The 21,033-nt window shown below is 56.5% G+C and carries 15 protein-coding genes, 2 tRNA genes and 2 rRNA genes; 13 read left to right on the top strand and 6 right to left on the bottom strand.

Annotated elements, in window-relative coordinates; all coding sequences use genetic code 11:
• Positions 1–153 precede the first annotated feature (153 nt).
• The 6 genes from HU722_RS01605 to HU722_RS01580 form a co-directional block, all read right to left on the bottom strand.
• A 23S ribosomal RNA gene (locus tag HU722_RS01605) occupies positions 154–3,045 on the bottom strand.
• A gap of 249 nt (positions 3,046–3,294) precedes the next feature.
• Positions 3,295–3,370: transfer RNA gene (locus tag HU722_RS01600), tRNA-Ala, on the bottom strand.
• A gap of 30 nt (positions 3,371–3,400) precedes the next feature.
• A tRNA-Ile gene (locus HU722_RS01595) sits at positions 3,401–3,477 on the bottom strand.
• Positions 3,478–3,559: 82 nt separating this feature from the next.
• Positions 3,560–5,096, bottom strand: a 16S ribosomal RNA gene (locus HU722_RS01590).
• Together the 16S and 23S rRNA genes with 2 tRNA genes alongside form the textbook arrangement of a ribosomal RNA operon.
• Before the next feature lie 630 nt (positions 5,097–5,726).
• On the bottom strand, positions 5,727–6,947 hold the full coding sequence (locus HU722_RS01585) for a CaiB/BaiF CoA transferase family protein (RefSeq protein ID WP_065875665.1): 1,221 nt from the start codon (positions 6,945–6,947) through the stop codon (positions 5,727–5,729).
• A 12-nt stretch (positions 6,948–6,959) separates the two neighbouring features.
• Positions 6,960–8,141 (bottom strand): acyl-CoA dehydrogenase, encoded by a 1,182-nt coding sequence (locus HU722_RS01580; RefSeq protein WP_065891251.1) that lies wholly within the window; start codon positions 8,139–8,141, stop codon positions 6,960–6,962.
• Positions 8,142–8,298: 157 nt separating this feature from the next.
• Between HU722_RS01580 and HU722_RS01575 the strand changes: the two genes are divergently transcribed.
• The 13 genes from HU722_RS01575 (at position 8,299) to HU722_RS01515 (ending at position 20,848) form a co-directional block, all read left to right on the top strand.
• On the top strand, positions 8,299–9,198 hold the full coding sequence (locus HU722_RS01575; protein WP_065891252.1) for a LysR family transcriptional regulator: 900 nt from the start codon (positions 8,299–8,301) through the stop codon (positions 9,196–9,198).
• Positions 9,199–9,650: 452 nt separating this feature from the next.
• Positions 9,651–10,772 carry a Re/Si-specific NAD(P)(+) transhydrogenase subunit alpha gene (locus HU722_RS01570; protein ID WP_065891253.1) on the top strand — a complete coding sequence of 374 codons (1,122 nt, stop codon included), beginning with the start codon at positions 9,651–9,653 and terminating at the stop codon, positions 10,770–10,772.
• Between the two features lie 15 nt (positions 10,773–10,787).
• Positions 10,788–11,108, top strand: a complete 321-nt coding sequence (locus HU722_RS01565; protein ID WP_025854291.1) for an NAD(P) transhydrogenase subunit alpha part 2 — start codon at positions 10,788–10,790, stop codon at positions 11,106–11,108.
• Entirely contained in the window at positions 11,108–12,544 is a 1,437-nt protein-coding gene (locus HU722_RS01560) for an NAD(P)(+) transhydrogenase (Re/Si-specific) subunit beta (RefSeq protein ID WP_065875661.1), read from the top strand. The genes HU722_RS01565 and HU722_RS01560 overlap by 1 nt, the downstream gene beginning before the upstream one ends.
• Before the next feature lie 179 nt (positions 12,545–12,723).
• A complete protein-coding gene (scpC, locus tag HU722_RS01555; protein ID WP_065880376.1) occupies positions 12,724–14,217 on the top strand; it encodes a succinyl-CoA:acetate CoA-transferase ScpC in 1,494 nt (497 codons plus the stop codon).
• A gap of 318 nt (positions 14,218–14,535) precedes the next feature.
• Positions 14,536–14,748, top strand: coding sequence for a DUF1127 domain-containing protein (locus HU722_RS01550; protein WP_049710714.1), 213 nt, complete (start codon positions 14,536–14,538; stop codon positions 14,746–14,748).
• Positions 14,749–15,009: 261 nt separating this feature from the next.
• On the top strand, positions 15,010–15,195 hold the full coding sequence (locus HU722_RS01545; protein WP_065875659.1) for a DUF1127 domain-containing protein: 186 nt from the start codon (positions 15,010–15,012) through the stop codon (positions 15,193–15,195).
• 135 nt (positions 15,196–15,330) lie between these two features.
• Positions 15,331–15,651 carry a DUF2388 domain-containing protein gene (locus HU722_RS01540; RefSeq protein WP_025854295.1) on the top strand — a complete coding sequence of 107 codons (321 nt, stop codon included), beginning with the start codon at positions 15,331–15,333 and terminating at the stop codon, positions 15,649–15,651.
• Between the two features lie 80 nt (positions 15,652–15,731).
• On the top strand, positions 15,732–16,040 hold the full coding sequence (locus tag HU722_RS01535) for a DUF2388 domain-containing protein (RefSeq protein WP_065875658.1): 309 nt from the start codon (positions 15,732–15,734) through the stop codon (positions 16,038–16,040).
• A 39-nt stretch (positions 16,041–16,079) separates the two neighbouring features.
• A complete protein-coding gene (locus HU722_RS01530) occupies positions 16,080–16,400 on the top strand; it encodes a DUF2388 domain-containing protein (protein ID WP_049710717.1) in 321 nt (106 codons plus the stop codon).
• Positions 16,397–18,358, top strand: a complete 1,962-nt coding sequence (locus HU722_RS01525) for a DUF7844 domain-containing protein (protein WP_065875657.1) — start codon at positions 16,397–16,399, stop codon at positions 18,356–18,358. The genes HU722_RS01530 and HU722_RS01525 overlap by 4 nt, the downstream gene beginning before the upstream one ends.
• A 346-nt stretch (positions 18,359–18,704) precedes the next feature.
• Entirely contained in the window at positions 18,705–20,012 is a 1,308-nt protein-coding gene (locus HU722_RS01520; RefSeq protein ID WP_003187405.1) for a CitMHS family transporter, read from the top strand.
• A 68-nt stretch (positions 20,013–20,080) separates the two neighbouring features.
• On the top strand, positions 20,081–20,848 hold the full coding sequence (locus HU722_RS01515) for a TerC family protein (RefSeq protein ID WP_049710720.1): 768 nt from the start codon (positions 20,081–20,083) through the stop codon (positions 20,846–20,848).
• Positions 20,849–21,033: the final 185 nt, after the last annotated feature.

The raw sequence follows: 21,033 nt of genomic DNA, 5'->3' as shown, positions 1-21,033 counted from the left end.
TTCGGGTACTGAGTCGTGACCAGATGGCCTCGCTTCAGCAAATTGGGTATGTGACAGCTTTCGGTGTTTTCGTGAGATCGAACTTTCGGTTCTATCGTCTTCACACACCGCAATCTGATGCTCTTTCGAGTAGTCAAATTGCTTGGGTGTTATATGGTCAAGCCTCACGGGCAATTAGTATTGGTTAGCTCAACGCCTCACAGCGCTTACACACCCAACCTATCAACGTCGTAGTCTTCGACGGCCCTTCAGGGGACTCAAGGTCCCAGTGAGATCTCATCTTGAGGCTAGTTTCCCGCTTAGATGCTTTCAGCGGTTATCTATTCCGAACATAGCTACCCGGCAATGCCACTGGCGTGACAACCGGAACACCAGAGGTTCGTCCACTCCGGTCCTCTCGTACTAGGAGCAGCCCCTCTCAAATCTCAAACGTCCACGGCAGATAGGGACCGAACTGTCTCACGACGTTCTAAACCCAGCTCGCGTACCACTTTAAATGGCGAACAGCCATACCCTTGGGACCGGCTTCAGCCCCAGGATGTGATGAGCCGACATCGAGGTGCCAAACACCGCCGTCGATATGAACTCTTGGGCGGTATCAGCCTGTTATCCCCGGAGTACCTTTTATCCGTTGAGCGATGGCCCTTCCATACAGAACCACCGGATCACTAAGACCTACTTTCGTACCTGCTCGACGTGTCTGTCTCGCAGTCAAGCGCGCTTTTGCCTTTATACTCTACGACCGATTTCCGACCGGTCTGAGCGCACCTTCGTACTCCTCCGTTACTCTTTAGGAGGAGACCGCCCCAGTCAAACTACCCACCATACACTGTCCTCGATCCGGATAACGGACCTGAGTTAGAACCTCAAAGTTGCCAGGGTGGTATTTCAAGGTTGGCTCCACGCAGACTGGCGTCCACGCTTCAAAGCCTCCCACCTATCCTACACAAGCAAATTCAAAGTCCAGTGCAAAGCTATAGTAAAGGTTCACGGGGTCTTTCCGTCTAGCCGCGGATACACTGCATCTTCACAGCGATTTCAATTTCACTGAGTCTCGGGTGGAGACAGCGCCGCCATCGTTACGCCATTCGTGCAGGTCGGAACTTACCCGACAAGGAATTTCGCTACCTTAGGACCGTTATAGTTACGGCCGCCGTTTACCGGGGCTTCGATCAAGAGCTTCGCGTTAGCTAACCCCATCAATTAACCTTCCGGCACCGGGCAGGCGTCACACCCTATACGTCCACTTTCGTGTTTGCAGAGTGCTGTGTTTTTAATAAACAGTCGCAGCGGCCTGGTATCTTCGACCGGCATGAGCTTACGGAGCAAGTCCTTCACCCTCACCGGCGCACCTTCTCCCGAAGTTACGGTGCCATTTTGCCTAGTTCCTTCACCCGAGTTCTCTCAAGCGCCTTGGTATTCTCTACCCAACCACCTGTGTCGGTTTGGGGTACGGTTCCTGGTTACCTGAAGCTTAGAAGCTTTTCTTGGAAGCATGGCATCAACCACTTCGCTAACTAAAAGTTAGCTCGTCATCAGCTCTCGGCCTTAAGATCCCGGATTTACCTAAGATCTCAGCCTACCACCTTAAACTTGGACAACCAACGCCAAGCTGGCCTAGCCTTCTCCGTCCCTCCATCGCAATAACCAGAAGTACAGGAATATTAACCTGTTTTCCATCGACTACGCTTTTCAGCCTCGCCTTAGGGACCGACTAACCCTGCGTCGATTAACGTTGCGCAGGAAACCTTGGTCTTTCGGCGTGGGTGTTTTTCACACCCATTGTCGTTACTCATGTCAGCATTCGCACTTCTGATACCTCCAGCAAGCTTCTCAACTCACCTTCACAGGCTTACAGAACGCTCCTCTACCGCATCACTTACGTGATACCCGTAGCTTCGGTGTATGGTTTGAGCCCCGTTACATCTTCCGCGCAGGCCGACTCGACTAGTGAGCTATTACGCTTTCTTTAAAGGGTGGCTGCTTCTAAGCCAACCTCCTAGCTGTCTAAGCCTTCCCACATCGTTTCCCACTTAACCATAACTTTGGGACCTTAGCTGACGGTCTGGGTTGTTTCCCTTTTCACGACGGACGTTAGCACCCGCCGTGTGTCTCCCATGCTCGGCACTTGTAGGTATTCGGAGTTTGCATCGGTTTGGTAAGTCGGGATGACCCCCTAGCCGAAACAGTGCTCTACCCCCTACAGTGATACATGAGGCGCTACCTAAATAGCTTTCGAGGAGAACCAGCTATCTCCGAGCTTGATTAGCCTTTCACTCCGATCCACAGGTCATCCGCTAACTTTTCAACGGTAGTCGGTTCGGTCCTCCAGTTAGTGTTACCCAACCTTCAACCTGCCCATGGATAGATCGCCCGGTTTCGGGTCTATTCCCAGCGACTAGACGCCCTATTAAGACTCGCTTTCGCTACGCCTCCCCTATTCGGTTAAGCTCGCCACTGAAAATAAGTCGCTGACCCATTATACAAAAGGTACGCAGTCACCCAACAAAGTGGGCTCCCACTGCTTGTACGCATACGGTTTCAGGATCTATTTCACTCCCCTCTCCGGGGTTCTTTTCGCCTTTCCCTCACGGTACTAGTTCACTATCGGTCAGTCAGTAGTATTTAGCCTTGGAGGATGGTCCCCCCATATTCAGACAAAGTTTCTCGTGCTCCGTCCTACTCGATTTCATGACTAAGAGATTTTCGCGTACAGGGCTATCACCCACTATGGCCGCACTTTCCAGAGCGTTCCGCTAATCTCAAAGCCACTTAAGGGCTAGTCCCCGTTCGCTCGCCACTACTAAGGGAATCTCGGTTGATTTCTTTTCCTCAGGGTACTTAGATGTTTCAGTTCCCCTGGTTCGCTCCATACACCTATGTATTCAGTGTAAGGTAACCATCTTATGATGGCTGGGTTCCCCCATTCAGACATCTCCGGATCAAAGTCTGTTTGCCGACTCCCCGAAGCTTTTCGCAGGCTACCACGTCTTTCATCGCCTCTGACTGCCAAGGCATCCACCGTATGCGCTTCTTCACTTGACCATATAACCCCAAGCAATCTGGTTATACTGTGAAGACAACATTCGCCGAAAATTCGATAATACTCAAAACTGAGTAACTCACAAATTTTACCTTAGCCTGATCCGTTACCAGTGAAAGTAACGTTCAGTCTATCTTTCTATCACATACCCAAATTTTTAAAGAACGATCTAATCAAAGACTAGAAATCAACATTCACCATCATAACGATGGAATGCTCATTTCTAAGCTTTCATAACGTAGAAGCAGTAGTGGTGGAGCCAAACGGGATCGAACCGTTGACCTCCTGCGTGCAAGGCAGGCGCTCTCCCAGCTGAGCTATGGCCCCGTATTTCTACAGGCGTTTCCCACACAAAATTGGTGGGTCTGGGCAGATTCGAACTGCCGACCTCACCCTTATCAGGGGTGCGCTCTAACCAACTGAGCTACAGACCCAATTTCGGGCTGCTTCTTATCGTCTTCTTCAATGAATCAAGCAATTCGTGTGGGAACTTATGGAGCAGCTGATGTCGTCGATTAAGGAGGTGATCCAGCCGCAGGTTCCCCTACGGCTACCTTGTTACGACTTCACCCCAGTCATGAATCACACCGTGGTAACCGTCCTCCCGAAGGTTAGACTAGCTACTTCTGGTGCAACCCACTCCCATGGTGTGACGGGCGGTGTGTACAAGGCCCGGGAACGTATTCACCGCGACATTCTGATTCGCGATTACTAGCGATTCCGACTTCACGCAGTCGAGTTGCAGACTGCGATCCGGACTACGATCGGTTTTCTGGGATTAGCTCCACCTCGCGGCTTGGCAACCCTCTGTACCGACCATTGTAGCACGTGTGTAGCCCAGGCCGTAAGGGCCATGATGACTTGACGTCATCCCCACCTTCCTCCGGTTTGTCACCGGCAGTCTCCTTAGAGTGCCCACCATGACGTGCTGGTAACTAAGGACAAGGGTTGCGCTCGTTACGGGACTTAACCCAACATCTCACGACACGAGCTGACGACAGCCATGCAGCACCTGTCTCAATGTTCCCGAAGGCACCAATCTATCTCTAGAAAGTTCATTGGATGTCAAGGCCTGGTAAGGTTCTTCGCGTTGCTTCGAATTAAACCACATGCTCCACCGCTTGTGCGGGCCCCCGTCAATTCATTTGAGTTTTAACCTTGCGGCCGTACTCCCCAGGCGGTCAACTTAATGCGTTAGCTGCGCCACTAAAAGCTCAAGGCTTCCAACGGCTAGTTGACATCGTTTACGGCGTGGACTACCAGGGTATCTAATCCTGTTTGCTCCCCACGCTTTCGCACCTCAGTGTCAGTATTAGTCCAGGTGGTCGCCTTCGCCACTGGTGTTCCTTCCTATATCTACGCATTTCACCGCTACACAGGAAATTCCACCACCCTCTACCATACTCTAGTCAGTCAGTTTTGAATGCAGTTCCCAGGTTGAGCCCGGGGATTTCACATCCAACTTAACAAACCACCTACGCGCGCTTTACGCCCAGTAATTCCGATTAACGCTTGCACCCTCTGTATTACCGCGGCTGCTGGCACAGAGTTAGCCGGTGCTTATTCTGTCGGTAACGTCAAAACAATCACGTATTAGGTAACTGCCCTTCCTCCCAACTTAAAGTGCTTTACAATCCGAAGACCTTCTTCACACACGCGGCATGGCTGGATCAGGCTTTCGCCCATTGTCCAATATTCCCCACTGCTGCCTCCCGTAGGAGTCTGGACCGTGTCTCAGTTCCAGTGTGACTGATCATCCTCTCAGACCAGTTACGGATCGTCGCCTTGGTGAGCCATTACCTCACCAACTAGCTAATCCGACCTAGGCTCATCTGATAGCGCAAGGCCCGAAGGTCCCCTGCTTTCTCCCGTAGGACGTATGCGGTATTAGCGTCCGTTTCCGAACGTTATCCCCCACTACCAGGCAGATTCCTAGGCATTACTCACCCGTCCGCCGCTCTCAAGAGAAGCAAGCTTCTCTCTACCGCTCGACTTGCATGTGTTAGGCCTGCCGCCAGCGTTCAATCTGAGCCATGATCAAACTCTTCAGTTCAAACATCTTTGGGTTTTTAAGAAACCCTAAACTTGGCTCAGCAATCGTTGGTTACATCTTTGATTTCTCGCGGAGTAACTTGTGATGCTGATAATCTTGTTGACTATCAGTCTGACTCCACAAGCACCCACACGAATTGCTTGATTCAGTTGTTAAAGAGCGGTTGGTTAAGATCTTTCGTCTCAACCGAGGCGCGCATTCTACAGCAGCCTCATTTGCTGTCAAGTGATTATTTTCAGAAGTTTTCGAAGAATTCTTCAACAACTTCAACCACTTGCGCTTCCGATCTCTCGTTAGCGGGAGGCGAATTCTACAGCGTTAAACGCTGCTGTCAACACCTCTTTTTCTCCGCTTTCGACCGAGAGGATCGAAACGTTAATAGAGCCAAACAACGCTGCTCTACCAACTCCTTCTGGGCTTCGATCAACTGAAGCAACTCGCTGTCGAATCTCGCATAACTCTTTGTTTACCAAGGAGTTTTCCGTTTCGACTGCGCCGGAAGTGGGGCGAATTATAGACTTCTAGGATCTGCCGTCAACCCTTAATTTTGCTTTTTATATCAATTAGTTAGGATTGATTAAAAAACCACCAGAAAAGCTACGATAACGCCCTCTATATAGAAGAGAAGACTCAGATAACACCCAACCCTTTCAAGACAGCTACGTTGGCCACACCCAATCCCAGCACATCCTGCAGCACTTTCGCCGTATGCTCCCCTAATAGAGGAGGCGCACTCCGGTACTCCACAGGGGTCTTGGACAACCGTATCGGACTGGCAACCTGGGGCACCATCCCCGCCAGCGCATGGGGCAACGCTATCGCCAACCCGCGCGCCTTGACCTGTGGATCGGCAAACACTTGGGCCAGGTCATTGATAGGCCCGCAAGGCACACCCACCTGCTCCAACTGTGACACCCACTCAGCCGTCGTCTTAAACACCGTAGCTTGGCGAATCAACGGAATCAGCTCCGCGCGATTGGCCACTCGCACCTTATTAGTAGAGAAACGCGGATCATCCGCCCACTGAGGCTGCCCAGCCACCTCAGCAAACTTACGAAACTGTCCGTCATTACCCACCGTCAGGATAAAGTCACCATCGGCCGTGGGAAAATCCTGATAAGGCACAATATTCGGGTGAGCATTGCCCAAGCGCTTAGGCGCCTCCCCAGTTGTCAGGTAATTCATCGCCTGGTTAGCCAGGCAAGCCACCTGCACATCCAGCAACGCCATATCAATATGTTGCCCGCCACCGTCATGCCCCCGATGCGCCAGCGCCGCCAGTATCGCTACGGTCGAATAAAGCCCCGTAAGAATGTCAGTCAGTGCCACGCCCACCTTCACCGGCCCAGCCCCGTCATCACCCTCCGGCCTGCCGGTCAGACTCATAAGCCCGCCCAACCCCTGGATCATGAAGTCATAGCCAGCACGCGCCGCATAAGGCCCCGTCTGACCAAAGCCGGTAATCGAGCAGTAGATCAACTCCGGATTGATCTCCTTGAGCGACTCATAATCCAGCCCATACGCCGCAAGACCACCCACCTTGAAGTTCTCGATGAGGATGTCCGACTTGGCCGCCAAGTCGCGCACCAGTGCCTGGCCCTCCGGCCGCGTGAAGTCGATAGTCACGGACTGCTTATTGCGATTGGCCGACAGGTAATACGCCGCCTCACTGGTGTTCTCGCCATAGGCATCTTTAAGGAAGGGCGGTCCCCACGCACGCGTGTCGTCGCCATTGCCAGGCCGTTCGACCTTAATTACCTCTGCCCCAAGGTCCGCCAGGATTTGCCCGGACCAGGGACCCGCCAGTACTCGCGATAAATCCAGTACCCGCAGATGCGAAAGCGCGCCCATGCCGTGCTCCTGTTAATAGAACGCCTGAAGACCGGTTTGCGCACGCCCCAAGATCAGGGCATGCACGTCATGGGTGCCTTCGTAGGTGTTCACCACCTCGAGGTTGACCAAATGGCGCGCCACCCCGAACTCATCGGAAATACCGTTGCCACCTAACATATCCCGCGCCATACGCGCGATATCCAGGGACTTGCCACACGAGTTGCGCTTCATGATTGAAGTAATCTCGACCGCTGCAGTGCCTTCATCCTTCATACGACCCAAACGCAGGCAGCCTTGCAGGGCTAGAGTGATCTCGGTCTGCATATCGGCCAGTTTCTTCTGGATCAATTGAGTCGCCGCCAATGGACGACCGAACTGCTGACGATCCAGAGTGTATTGGCGAGCGGTGTGCCAGCAGAATTCTGCGGCGCCCAAAGCCCCCCAGGAGATGCCATAACGTGCAGAGTTGAGGCAGGTGAAAGGCCCCTTCAAGCCACGCACATCCGGGAAAATGTTCTCTTCGGGCACGAATACGTTATCCATGACGATTTCACCCGTAATGGAGGCGCGCAGCCCGACCTTGCCGTGAATCGCCGGGGCGCTCAGACCTTTCCAGCCTTTCTCCAAGACAAAACCACGGATATCACCGGCATCGTCCTTGCCCCAGACCACAAATACATCCGCGATCGGGCTATTGGTGATCCACATCTTCGCGCCGGTCAGGCTGTAGCCGCCCTCTACCTTGCGCGCACGGGTAATCATCGCGCCCGGGTCGGAACCATGGTCAGGCTCTGTCAGGCCAAAACAGCCAATCCATTCGCCAGAGGCCAACTTCGGCAGGTACTTTTGTTTCTGCGCCTCAGTGCCAAACTCGTTGATAGGCACCATCACCAGTGACGACTGCACACTCATCATCGAACGGTAGCCCGAGTCGACACGCTCCACCTCACGCGCAATCAACCCATAGCAGACGTAGTTCAAACCGCTGCCACCGTACTGCTCCGGAATCATTGCGCCGAGCAGCCCGGTCTCACCCATCTCGCGAAAAATCGCCGTATCGGTCTTTTCATGGCGAAAGGCTTCGAGCACACGCGGTGCCAACTTGTCCTGGGCGAATTGCTCAGCACTGTCGCGCACCATGCGCTCTTCTTCGGTGAGCTGTTGATCCAGCAGCAGTGGATCAATCCAGTTGAAGCTTGCCTTACCAGCCATGAATAAGTCCTCGCGGAGAAAATCGGAAGTCGTGGAATGAGCCTAGGCCCGCCAGGCGCACAGGGCAAACGAGGTTTCCGCATAGGGTTGTGCTAATTTCTCACTTCGTAACGGTTAAGAACGGCCCATCAGCGCTTTATGAGTGAGGACACGGTATATGCGCAGAAAAATTCCCAGCACCACCGCCTTGGTCAGTTTTGAAGCAGCAGCCCGCCACGAAAGCTTCACCAAGGCCGCGCACGAGCTTTCGATCACTCAAGGCGCCATCTGTCGACAGATCGCCAGCCTTGAGGAGTTTTTGAGTGTCGAGCTGTTTCGGCGCTCACGGCGCGGGGTCAAGCTGACGGAAGCAGGGCTTTCCTACAGCCGTCGCGTTGCCACACAGTTAGACGCAGTGGAGCGCGATACGCTTTCGGTAATGGGACAGCAGGGCGCCAACGTCATCGAGCTGGCCGTGGTCCCGACGTTTGGCACTCAATGGTTAATACCTCGCCTTAAGGACTTTCAACGCCAGCACCCGGAAGTCACCGTCAACCTGACCAACCGCACGCGTCCCTTTCTGTTTGCCGATACCGAATTCGACGCCGCCATCTACTTCGGCGATGCCGACTGGTCCGGCACTGAATCCCATCGACTGATGGGTGAGAACCCTGTCCCCGTGTGCAGCCCACGACTTTTGGCTAGCCGCACGCAGCTCAGCGCTCAGGAGATTGCAGAGCTGCCGCTCCTGCAGCAGACCACTCGACCCTACGCGTGGCGCCAGTGGTTCAGTGCCCAACAGCTGAACATCCCCCGCGACATGACAGGCCCCCGTTACGAGCTATTCTCGATGTTGTCCCAGGCAGCCATGCATGACATGGGAATCGCGCTGATCCCGCCGTTCCTCATCCAGCGCGAGCTGGAGGAGGGCCACCTGGTGATTGCAAACCCCGAGACACTGACCAGCTCAAAGGCTTACTACCTGATGATTCCTGAGAGAAAAGTAGAATCTGCCTCCCTGCACGCATTCAGAGACTGGTTAATCGACCAATCACAGCGCTACAGCCCTAGTATCTAAAGGCTAAAGCTGAATTGCTGACTCTGTAGTCAATTAATTTTCGAGCCTACAGATGTACATATATGTCGCATTTCAACAGACTGTATCTGTCAATCAAAAATCAGGCTAAAAGCCATGACCTACATGGCTTGTAGCGACTATTACAAGCCAATAGGCGACTATTCACACAAACCATTGCAAAACACCGCAAAAACGCCTGAAGCGCTTTAACTCCATGTATTAGAAGCGTTTATTTCGGCTTGTTGCGACAATCAGTCACAGGGTGACTTGTAGTTAATTTTTCGTCACGCGTCATAATCCCTTGAAGGCCGTAAAGTTCGCCTGCAAAATGCCGCGCCCCGCTGTCATTTCAGCGGGATCGTGCTGATCGGCCGCCCCAGCTGCGCCACTCGCGGTGCACTGGCCTTTTTACAAAAAGATCAAAAGCAAAAAGATCATGCAGGAGATTTGACGTGCACATTGGTGTTCCTCTCGAAACCCAGACCGGTGAAACGCGGGTGGCTGCCACCCCGGAAACCATCAAGAAGCTGATCGGCCAGGGCCATAAGGTCACTGTTCAAAGCGGAGCAGGCATTAACGCCAGCGTCCCCGACAGTGCCTATGAAACGGCAGGCGCAACCATTGGCAGTGCCAGCGATGCGTTTGGCGCGGAGCTTATTCTCAAGGTGGTTGCGCCCAGCGACAGCGAACTTGCGCTGATCAAAAGCGGCACCGTGTTGGTGGGCATGCTCAATCCGTTCAGCAACGAAACTATCGCCAAGCTTGCCGAGCGCGGCATCACCGCCTTCGCACTCGAAGCCGCGCCGCGCACCTCGCGGGCCCAGAGCCTAGACGTGCTGTCTTCCCAGGCCAACATCGCCGGCTATAAAGCTGTGCTGCTCGCCGCTCATCACTATCCGCGCTTCATGCCGATGCTGATGACCGCCGCAGGCACCGTGAAAGCGGCGCGCGTGCTGATCCTCGGTGCTGGCGTGGCAGGCTTGCAGGCCATCGCCACGGCGAAACGCCTGGGTGCGGTGATCGAAGCGTCTGACGTACGCCCGGCCGTGAAGGAGCAGATTGAGTCCCTCGGCGCGAAGTTCGTCGACGTGCCCTACGAAACCGATGAAGAGCGCGAATGCGCCGTCGGTGTCGGTGGTTACGCCCGTCCAATGCCAACCAGCTGGATGCAGCGTCAGGCCCTGGCCGTGCACGAGCGCGCCAAGCAGGCCGACATCGTCATCACCACTGCGTTGATTCCTGGCCGCAAGGCACCGACGCTGCTGAGCGCCGAGACCGTTGCGCAAATGAAGCCTGGCTCGGTGGTCATCGACCTCGCCGCAGCCCAGGGCGGCAACTGCCCGCTGACCATCGCCGATCAAGTGGTGGTGGAGAACGGCGTGATCATTTGCGGCCCGACTAATCTGGCCGGTGCCGTAGCCGCCGATGCGTCGGCTTTATATGCACGCAACCTGCTGGACTTCCTGAAGCTGGTCTTCAACAAGGAAGGGCAGTTTGAACTCAACCTCGAAGACGACATCGTCGCCGCGTGCCTGATGTGCCGCGACGGCCAAGTCATCCGCAAAAACGCCTAAGCAGGGATTCAGACGATGGAAGAGCTTATCTCCCCCGGTATCTACAACCTGATCATCTTTGTGCTGGCGATTTATGTCGGTTACCACGTGGTCTGGAACGTTACCCCCGCGCTGCACACGCCGTTGATGGCGGTGACCAACGCCATTTCGGCGATCGTAATCGTCGGCGCCATGTTGGCTGCGGCGCTCACCGTGACACCGCTGGGCAAAACCATGGGCACACTTGCCGTGGCACTGGCGGCAGTCAACGTGTTTGGCGGCTTCCTGGTCACCCGCAGGATGCTTGAGATGTTCAAGAAGAAAGCGCCCAAAGTTAAAGAAGAGGTGCAGAAATAATGAGTATGAATCTGGTCACGACGCTGTATCTGATCGCGTCGATCTGTTTCATCCAGGCCCTCAAAGGCCTGTCGCACCCGACCACCTCGCGGCGCGGCAACCTGTTCGGCATGCTCGGCATGGCGCTGGCGGTACTCACCACCGTGGGCCTCATCTATAAGCTCGGCGCTGAGCTCGCCACTGCCGGCATCGGCTACGTGATTGTCGGCCTGCTGGTCGGCGGCACTGCCGGTTCGGTCATGGCCAAGCGCGTAGAAATGACCAAGATGCCGGAGCTGGTCGCCTTCATGCACAGCATGATCGGCCTGGCCGCGGTATTTATCGCCATCGCGGCGGTGGTGGAGCCGCAATCCCTGGGCATCGTCAAACACCTGGGCGACGCGATTCCTGCGGGTAACCGCCTGGAGCTGTTCCTCGGTGCAGCCATCGGCGCCATCACGTTCTCCGGTTCGGTGATCGCCTTCGGCAAACTGTCGGGCAAGTACAAGTTCCGCCTGTTCCAGGGCGCACCCGTTCAGTTCGGCGGTCAGCACAAGCTTAATCTGGTGCTCGGCCTCGCAACGCTCGGCCTGGGCCTGGCGTTCATGTTCACCGGCAACCTCACCGCGTTCTCGCTGATGCTGGCCCTGGCCTTCGTGCTTGGCGTGCTGATTATCATCCCAATCGGCGGCGCCGACATGCCAGTGGTGGTGTCGATGCTCAACAGTTACTCCGGCTGGGCGGCGGCGGGTATTGGCTTCTCGCTGAATAACTCGATGCTGATCATCGCCGGCTCCCTGGTGGGCTCGAGCGGCGCGATCCTGTCGTACATCATGTGCAAGGCGATGAACCGCTCCTTCTTTAATGTGCTGCTCGGCGGTTTCGGCAATGCGCCGGACGCCGGTGCTGCGGCAGGTTCGAAGGAAGCACGCCCGGTAAAATCCGGCTCGGCCGACGACGCCACCTTCCTGCTGACCAACGCCGACACCGTGATCATCGTCCCGGGCTACGGCCTGGCAGTCGCTCGGGCGCAACATGCGCTCAAAGAGCTGACCGAAAAGCTGACTCACCGCGGCGTTACCGTGAAGTACGCGATCCACCCGGTGGCGGGGCGTATGCCTGGGCACATGAACGTCCTACTCGCTGAGGCAGAAGTGCCTTACGACCAAGTGTTCGAAATGGAAGACATCAACTCCGAGTTCGGCCAGGCCGACGTGGTGCTGGTGTTGGGCGCAAACGACGTGGTCAACCCGGCCGCCAAGAATGACCCGAACTCGCCGATTGCTGGCATGCCGATCCTCGAAGCGTTCAAGGCCAAGACCATCATCGTCAACAAGCGCTCGATGGCCAGCGGTTATGCTGGCCTGGATAACGAGCTGTTCTACCTGGACAAGACCATGATGGTCTTCGGTGACGCCAAGAAGGTCATCGAAGACATGGTCAAAGCCGTCGAGTAACAATGCTTCAGCGCAATACTCGAAACCCCGGCCTGCTGTAGGCTGGGGTTTTTTATGACTGCATGAAACCCGACCAAAGGCTCTAAATCGCTGCCCGGCATTCGACCATGGTAGCGGGCCGAATTTTTTTGAAATCACTAAACTGCGCACCTTGCCTCCGTAGCCCGAGATAACAATCCATGTACCGTGATCGTATCCGCTTGCCTTCGTTGTTGAACAAGGTCATGAGCGCGGCAGATGCCGCCGCACTGATCGAGGACGGCATGACCGTCGGCATGAGCGGCTTCACCCGTGCCGGTGAAGCCAAGGCCGTCCCCCACGCCCTGGCCGAACGCGCCAAGACTTCCCCACTGAAGATCACCCTGATGACCGGCGCGAGCCTGGGCAATGACCTGGATAAACAACTGACCGAAGCCGGCGTACTGTCACGACGCATGCCATTCCAAGTCGACAGCACATTGCGCAAGGCGATCAACGCCGGCGAAGTGATGTTTATCGATCAGCACTTGTCGGAGACCGTGGAGCAACTGCGCAACAACCAGCTCAAGCTGCCGGACATCGCCGTGATCGAAGCCGTCGCCATCACCGAGCAAGGACATATCGTGCCCACCACCTCCGTGGGCAACTCGGCCAGCTTCGCCATTTTTGCCAAGCAGGTGATCATCGAGATCAACATGGCGCACAACCCAAATCTGGAAGGGTTGCACGACATCTATATCCCCACCTATCGGCCAACACGTACGCCAATCCCACTGGTCAACGTTGACGATCGCATTGGCAGCACCGCGATCCCGATTCCACCGGAAAAGATCGTCGCCATCGTTATCACCAACCAGGCCGACTCGGCCTCTACCGTGACGCCGCCTGACAACGACACCCAGGGCATCGCCAATCACCTGATCAACTTCCTCAAGCAGGAAGTCGACGCTGGCCGCATGACCAACAAGCTCGGCCCGCTGCAGGCCGGGATCGGCAACATTGCCAACGCAGTGATGTGCGGGTTGATCGATTCGCCGTTCGAAGACCTCACCATGTATTCTGAAGTGTTGCAGGATTCGACCTTCGACCTCATCGACGCAGGCAAGCTGAGCTTCGCTTCGGGCAGCTCGATCACCTTGTCAGAACGACGCAATGCCGATGTGTTCGGCAACCTCGAACACTATAAGGACAAGCTGGTATTGCGCCCGCAGGAGATCTCCAACCATCCTGAAGTGGTGCGTCGCCTGGGCATCATCGGCATCAATACCGCGTTGGAGTTCGACATCTACGGCAACGTCAACTCCACTCATATCTGCGGCACCCGGATGATGAACGGCATTGGCGGCTCCGGCGATTTCGCGCGCAACGCGCATTTGGCGATCTTCGTCACCAAGTCGATTGCCAAAGGCGGTGCAATTTCCAGTGTGGTGCCAATGGTCAGCCATGTGGACCACACCGAGCATGATGTCGACATCCTGGTGACAGAAGTCGGATTGGCCGACCTGCGCGGCCTGGCGCCGAGGGAGCGGGCACGGGTGATCATCGACAATTGTGTGCACCCGGCCTACCGCGATGCGCTGAACACTTACTTCAATGCTGCTTGTGCCCTCGGTGGGCATACCCCACACATCCTGCGTGAAGCACTGAGCTGGCACATTAACCTGGAAGAAACGGGGCACATGCTCAAGGCGTGATTGATACAGATTCGAGCTGATGCAAATACAGTTTCATCAGCTCGGCACCCTCCTGGCCTTTTAATGAAAAAACTGTACTGCTGTACTGGTCATTTCCTACCTAAATATCCCACATACCTCGCCAAAAATGCCTATTTCGCACTTATTTAGTGCGGACAGGTACAGTTGCCCCGTTTTCGTACAGTACAGCACCCTTAAACAGTTAACTGCCCTCTCACAATACAAGTGAACTGTATCTAGAGAGTCTTGCGTCGGAAGAGGATCATTGGCATCAGTTAAACCACTACCTAATCCCGCCACAAGCGGAAGGATGTCATCATGGAACGTACACTCAGTTCCGATCTGTTCTCTGAAAAAGCTGTAAACAACCAAGCCGCAATGCCTCTGCGCGTTCTGGCCAACCTGATGTTGTGGCAGCGCCGCATCTCCAGCCGTCACCAACTGGCTCGCCTGGATTCGCGTCTGCTGGCTGACGCAGGTATCAGCGAAGCTCAACGTTACGAAGAGCTGAGCAAGCCGTTCTGGCGCTAACTTAGCGCTCGCTGGCCCTGACCCACCGGGTCCACTGCCAGCACTGATTCTTCAAAACAAAGCCCGCCCCGGGAAACCGGAGGCGGGCTTTGTTGTTTCCGGGATGGTGGTTTTGAACGGGAAAACAGAAGTCTTTCATAGCGACAGGTACAGTTTAAAAAATACAACAGTTAAGCAGTACAATTTAGCATTGGTGTATCTGTACCGGTCACACGGGCTCGCTCAACATGGTGTTCCAAGACCTCATGAAAGGTAACCGCCATGGATATGCCATCCCCTCCTTATAAGCGGTTTTTGCACCAGACGACCTCCATCCTCGCTAAATGGATGCGCCGCGCCTATGAACGACGCCAGCTGTCGCGGCTTGATGGCCGGGAGCTGTCGGATCTCGGTATCAGCCATGGGGACCAAATGGCTGAACTGTCCAAGCCGTTCTGGCGTGACTAGGCAGTCGAGGCGCTTCCCGAATGGATAAGTGTCGGCTTAATATCCACTCAACACGTGGCGAACCGCGTAGCACGGGCGTCTGATCCGAATGGTTGCCCTGCGCCACCTTATCCGTTCATCTACAGGAGTCACCCCATGTCCCGTCTTCGCCTGCTGAGTGCTGCAGCCCTGTTGGCCCTGGCTGCCAATGCCAATGCGACCAGCTTCATCGTGACCACCGACTCCATCGTCGGCGCGCTGAAGGCCACTTCCGACGCCAGCTCCGATGCCACTTCGTCCCTGCGTGACAATAAGGTCGTGCGCGCCGCTCGTGACGACGCCGCCAGCTTTGTCGCCAGCGAAGGCGCCATTCGTGGAGTAAAACTGGAAAGCGCCCTGGCGCAGATTCGCCAACAGGCTCCGCAACTGAACACTGCGACTGACGCCCAACTGGCCCAGGCCATCCTGGCGATCTGACGACAGGACGGATGCCTGGGCGCTGGCTCTCGCCCGGGCATTGCGCTAGCCTTGGCGCTCGCTTTCAATAGTCGAGTCCTATGGCTTTTTCATACCGCCTTTTAATAGTCCCTTTGATATTTTCCGCCGGCTGGTCGCCACTGTCTTCGGCCTTTGACCTGACCACTCAGAGCACCGTCGTCAGCGCGTACGCCACCAGTAAAGTGACCTCCGCACCCTTCGACAAAAAAGTGATAATGGCCGCCCAGGACGACGCTGCTGCATTTATCGCCACTGACGGCCAATGGCGGGGTGCACAGCTGGAGTCGGCGCTGGATTACCTGCGCCGTAACCAACCAAAACTTAACGCCAGCGACCTTGAACTGGCGCAAGCAATTCTCGTCCAATAATCATCTTTGTATTTCCATCTTTGTATTTGGAGTTATTCCATGCGTAGCCCGCTGATCGCCGCCACCCTTGGCCTGCTGTTGTTGGCCGACGTTGCCCAGGCGCATACCTTGGTTGCCACCAGTAACATCATTGTTCGCGCCTCTGGCCGCACCATTGATTTCACCTCGGACACCACCACTTCCATCCGCGATTCCAAAGTGGTGCGCGAAGCCCACGATGACGCCGCCAGCTTCGTAGCTACCAACGGCGAGATCCGTGGCGCGCGATTGGAAGCAGCCTTCGACACCCTGCGCACACGCTTGCCCGAAGCCCGTGACGCCAGTGACCAGACGCTCGCTGAAGCTATCCTCGCACTGTGAGGCGAATTGCCGCCTGGCTCCTGGCCGGGGCCGTGCTGCTGTGTGCCAGCGCGGCCCAGGCCAGCCTGCAACTGCGGCTCAAGACCGAGGGCTTGAGCCCGGCTGAACAACAGGCCAGCCAGGCGTTGCTCGACGAAGCGATGCGCTCTTTGCCGCCGCGCTTTATCGAGCAGTTGGACCGACGCATCGATGTCGGCTGGACCGACAAGATGCCCGAAAACGCCTACGGTCAAGCCTCCCTGGTGTCCGAGCTGGACCTCAACCGCAACCTGCTCGCCAGCCTCACCGATGGCAGCGCCGCTACTCAGAAAACCAATCGCCCCCACGGCACTGTGCGCCGGGAAATGCTTGCCACGGTGCTGCATGAACTGACCCATATCTATGACCGTGCGCGCCTGTGGTCCAAAGAAGACCGTGCGCTGATCAATCGTTGCAGCCGCCAGAACAGCCTCACCGGCCTCATCGGTCTGCCTGATCAATGCCGTGGCCAGAACGGCCGACGCTTTACCCTAAGCGATGACCCTCGCCTGCTGGACCTTGCCGGCTGGCCGCAATACGTTGGTCGGCGCGGCGAGCGTGAGCAGAACAATCACCAGGTCGCCCGCAGCCCGGACATCTACGAAACCACCAGCCCGCTGGAATTTGTCGCGGTCAATATGGAGTACTTCCTCCTCGACCCGAGCTACGCCTGCCGCCGTCCCTCACTGTTCCGCTATTACAAGGAACACTTCGGCTGGGCCCCGCCCGAACAAGACACTTGCGCCAAGAGCTACGCATTCCTGAATGCCGGCAACGATTTCGCCAAGACACCGCTGGGCCATGTCGACCCGGAGCGCGTCTACGAAATTGACTACCTGCTGGCCGAAGCCAACCAGAACCTGGTCAGCCGCTGGGGCCACAGCATGTTGCGCCTGGTGATCTGTGCGCCGGGGCGCCCGCGAGGGCCGGATTGTCGGCTGGACCTGGACCAGCATCTAGTGTTGTCCTACCGCGCGTTTGTCGGTGACGTACAGCTGTCGAGCTGGGATGGCCTGGTTGGCAAGTACCCATCGCGACTGTTTGTACTGCCGCTGGCGCAAGTGATCGACGAGTACACCAAGACCGAGTTGCGCGGCTTGGCCTCTGTACCGTTGAAACTGACCCGCCAGGAAATCAACGACACCGTCGAACATGCCGCCGAAATGCACTGGAGCTATGACGGCAACTACTTCTTCATTTCCAACAACTGCGCAGTGGAAAGCCTCAAGCTGTTACGCAGCGGCAGCGCCAACCCACAACTGACCGGCCTGGATAACATCACCCCCAATGGTTTGCTGGAGGTTCTGAGCGCCCGCGGCCTGGCCGACACAAGTGTGCTGGACGACAAGCGCAAGGCCTTGCGCCTGGGCTATCACTTCGACTCCTTCCGCGAGCGTTACCAAGCGATGTTCGATGTGCTGCGAAAACACCTGCCGATCAAACAAACCCAGGTCGAAGACTGGCTGTCTCTCAGCGCAGAGGAACGCCGCCAGTGGTTCGGCCAGGCCGACCTGCGCACCAGCGCCGCGTTGCTGCTGCTGGAGCAGGCGAGCTTTCGTAAACAGTTGATGCTGGCCCAGGACGAGGTCAAACAACGCTACCTCGGCGCTCGCGAGCTGAAAAACGGTGGCATGGAGAAAGCCAACGCCACGTTGCAACAGATCCTCGCCAACAGCGGCTTCCTCAGCCGCCCGGCGGAGCTGCTGGGCAGCGGTGGCTACGGGCTGCCGCAACCGTCGGAATCCAAACGCCTGGAATCGGAAAGCGCCGAACGCCAGAAGCAGCTGCAATCGCTGACCGGCGAACTGGATAAAGAGGTGAGGGCGCTGCTGGAGCCTTCCCGCTCCGCCGAAATTGCTGCGTGCGAAGCCAACCTCAAGCAGGTGGGCGAGCATTTGCGGGCATTGCATAAGGCCGCCGGCGGTCTGGAGCTCCCATAGACACCCGCAACTCCCGTAGCAGCTGTCGAGCGCCAGCGAGTCTGCGTCGGCGGACTGCCTGACGCACCGCAACGCAGCCTCGCTGGCGCTCGACAGCTGCTACGACAACTTATTGCACCTCTCATCACCTGTTTTGCCAGCGAAAGCTGGCTGAAAGCTTTCGCGACTAGGATCACCTCCAACTGCCGGCAACAGACCGGCTGTACACAACAACAATGGTGATTCCCGATGTCCGCCCGTACCCGCCTGTTCGCCCCAACTCCACCCGTACGCCTCGTGCCTTTCGTTCTGCGCTGACCCCCACCGGTTCGCCATTCCCTAGCCGCGCTACGCCTGGAGTATTCCTATGCTGACTTTCCTTGGCTTTGCCATGGTCATCACGTTCATGTTCTTGATCATGACCAAGCGCCTGTCCGCGCTGATCGCCCTGATCATCGTGCCGATCCTGTTTGCGCTGTTCGGCGGTTTCGCCCCGAAGATCGGCCCGATGATGCTCGAAGGCATCACCAAGCTCGCGCCGACCGGCGTGATGCTGATGTTCGCCATTCTCTACTTTGCCCTGATGATCGACTCCGGCCTATTCGACCCGGCCGTGCGCAAGATCCTCAAGATGGTCAAGGGTGATCCGCTCAAAGTCTCCGTCGGCACCGCTGTGCTGGCCCTGGTCGTGTCCCTCGACGGTGACGGGGCCACCACCTACATGATCTGCGTGGCCGCCATGTTGCCGCTGTACCAGCGCATCGGCATGAGCCCGCGGATCATGGCCGGCTTGATCATTCTCGCCGGTGGCGTGATGAACATGACCCCTTGGGGCGGCCCGACCGCCCGCGCCGCCAGTGCGCTGCATGTGGACCCCTCGGATATTTTCGTGCCGATGATCCCGGCCATGGCCGCCGGCGTGGTCGCGATCCTGGTGATCGCCTACATGTACGGCAAGCGCGAACGTGCGCGCTTGGGTGAACTGCACCTGCAAGGTGACGAGATCGACCACAGTGAAATCAGCGTGTCGCAATTCCCGGATGCCCGCCGTCCGAAGCTGATCTGGTTCAACGGCGCGCTGACCCTGGCGCTGATGTGCACCCTGATCGCCGGTCTGTTGCCACTGCCGGTGCTGTTCATGGTGGCGTTCAGTATCGCAATGATCGTCAACTACCCGTGCCTGCAACAGCAGAAAGACCGCGTCGCCGCCCACGCCGGCAGCGTCTTGGCGGTGGTGGGACTGATCTTCGCCGCGGGTATCTTCACCGGCATTCTGTCCGGTACCGGCATGGTCGACGCCATGTCCAAGAGCCTGCTGGCGGTCATCCCGGAAGCGATGGGCCCGTACCTGGCGGTAATCACCGCGCTGGTCAGCATGCCCTTCACCTTCTTCATGTCCAACGACGCGTTCTACTATGGCGTACTGCCCGTACTCGCCGAAGCCGCCAGCCACTACGGCATCACCGCCGTCGAGATGGCCCGCGCGTCTATTGTTGGCCAGCCTGTGCACTTGCTCAGCCCGCTGGTACCTTCGACCTACTTGCTGGTAGCCCTGGCCGGTATCGAATTTGGCGATCACCAGCGCTTCACGCTGAAGTGGGCAGTGCTGGTATGCCTGTGCATAATGTTCGCCGCATTGCTGATGGGGATTTTTCCGCTGTTCAGCACTCTATAATCGTACCGACTCACTCACCGCGCGGCGCTGCAGCTTGCGCGGTCTAACACTTGCTCAAAGGAATACACATGGAATGGCTGACCAATCCGGAAATCTGGATTGCCTTCTTCACGCTGACGGCCCTCGAGATCGTTCTGGGTATCGATAACATCATCATGATTTCGATCCTGGTCAGCCGCATGCCCAAGCATATGCAGGCGCGCACCCGGATCTTCGGCCTGGCGCTGGCCATGGTCACGCGCATTCTGTTGCTGCTGTCGATCACGTGGGTCATGCAACTGACCAACGACCTGTTCGTGGTCTTCGGCCAAGGCATTTCCGGTCGCGACCTGATCCTGTTCTTCGGTGGCCTGTTCCTGCTGTGGAAAAGCTCCCAGGAGATGTACCACGCGCTCGAAGGTGAAGACGAAACCCACGAAGAACCGGGCGGCAAAGGTGGCAAGTTCATCTACACCATCATCCAGATCGCGATCATCGACATCGTGTTCTCCCTGGACTCGGTGATCACCGCTGTCGGCATGGTTTCCCATGTGCCGGTCATGGTTGCGGCGATTGTCGTGGCAGTGCTGGTGATGATGCTGGCGGCCGGCACCATCAGCGAATTCATCGACAAGCACCCGTCGCTGAAGATGCTCGCGCTGTCGTTCCTGCTGGTCGTGGGTACCGTGCTGATCGCCGAATCGTTCGATGTGCACGTGCCAAAAGGCTACGTCTACTTCGCCATGGCGTTCTCGCTGGCAGTGGAAGCGGTGAACATCAAGATGCGTACCGCCATCGCGAAAAAGCGCAAACAGCAGGATCCTGTGAAACTGCGCAAAGATATTCCGGGTCAATAAAACTGACTCGCTGCTGAAAAAGGGGCTTTCGAGCCCTTTTTTCTCGTCTGCAAAAAGCTGATTTCATGACAGTTTTGTTTCAATCCCCACTTTAGCTATGCGATGCTGGCGCAGAACCCATTCGCCAACTACAGCTTAATCACAAGACGTAGAACGGCAGCGGCAATTCTCACTTGCGTCGATTG

The sequence above is a fragment of the Pseudomonas tritici genome (genome assembly GCF_014268275.3).
Classification (GTDB): domain Bacteria; phylum Pseudomonadota; class Gammaproteobacteria; order Pseudomonadales; family Pseudomonadaceae; genus Aquipseudomonas; species Aquipseudomonas tritici.
Note: the sequence above shows the minus strand (reverse complement) of the source record. Positions and strands in the feature narration are given on the sequence as shown.

Bases quoted from the DNA above. Each gene is read 5' to 3' on its own strand.
- HU722_RS01530 (WP_049710717.1), top strand. From the start codon at position 16,080: ATGCGTAGCCCGCTGATCGCCGCCACCCTTGGCCTGCTGTTGTTGGCC.
- HU722_RS01550 (WP_049710714.1), top strand. From the start codon at position 14,536: ATGGAACGTACACTCAGTTCCGATCTGTTCTCTGAAAAAGCTGTAAAC.
- HU722_RS01560 (WP_065875661.1), top strand. From the start codon at position 11,108: ATGAGTATGAATCTGGTCACGACGCTGTATCTGATCGCGTCGATCTGT.
- HU722_RS01575 (WP_065891252.1), top strand. From the start codon at position 8,299: ATGCGCAGAAAAATTCCCAGCACCACCGCCTTGGTCAGTTTTGAAGCA.
- HU722_RS01585 (WP_065875665.1), bottom strand. From the start codon at position 6,947: ATGGGCGCGCTTTCGCATCTGCGGGTACTGGATTTATCGCGAGTACTG.
- HU722_RS01535 (WP_065875658.1), top strand. From the start codon at position 15,732: ATGGCTTTTTCATACCGCCTTTTAATAGTCCCTTTGATATTTTCCGCC.
- HU722_RS01540 (WP_025854295.1), top strand. From the start codon at position 15,331: ATGTCCCGTCTTCGCCTGCTGAGTGCTGCAGCCCTGTTGGCCCTGGCT.
- HU722_RS01545 (WP_065875659.1), top strand. From the start codon at position 15,010: ATGGATATGCCATCCCCTCCTTATAAGCGGTTTTTGCACCAGACGACC.
- HU722_RS01565 (WP_025854291.1), top strand. From the start codon at position 10,788: ATGGAAGAGCTTATCTCCCCCGGTATCTACAACCTGATCATCTTTGTG.
- HU722_RS01515 (WP_049710720.1), top strand. From the start codon at position 20,081: ATGGAATGGCTGACCAATCCGGAAATCTGGATTGCCTTCTTCACGCTG.
- scpC (WP_065880376.1), top strand. From the start codon at position 12,724: ATGTACCGTGATCGTATCCGCTTGCCTTCGTTGTTGAACAAGGTCATG.
- HU722_RS01520 (WP_003187405.1), top strand. From the start codon at position 18,705: ATGCTGACTTTCCTTGGCTTTGCCATGGTCATCACGTTCATGTTCTTG.
- HU722_RS01580 (WP_065891251.1), bottom strand. From the start codon at position 8,141: ATGGCTGGTAAGGCAAGCTTCAACTGGATTGATCCACTGCTGCTGGAT.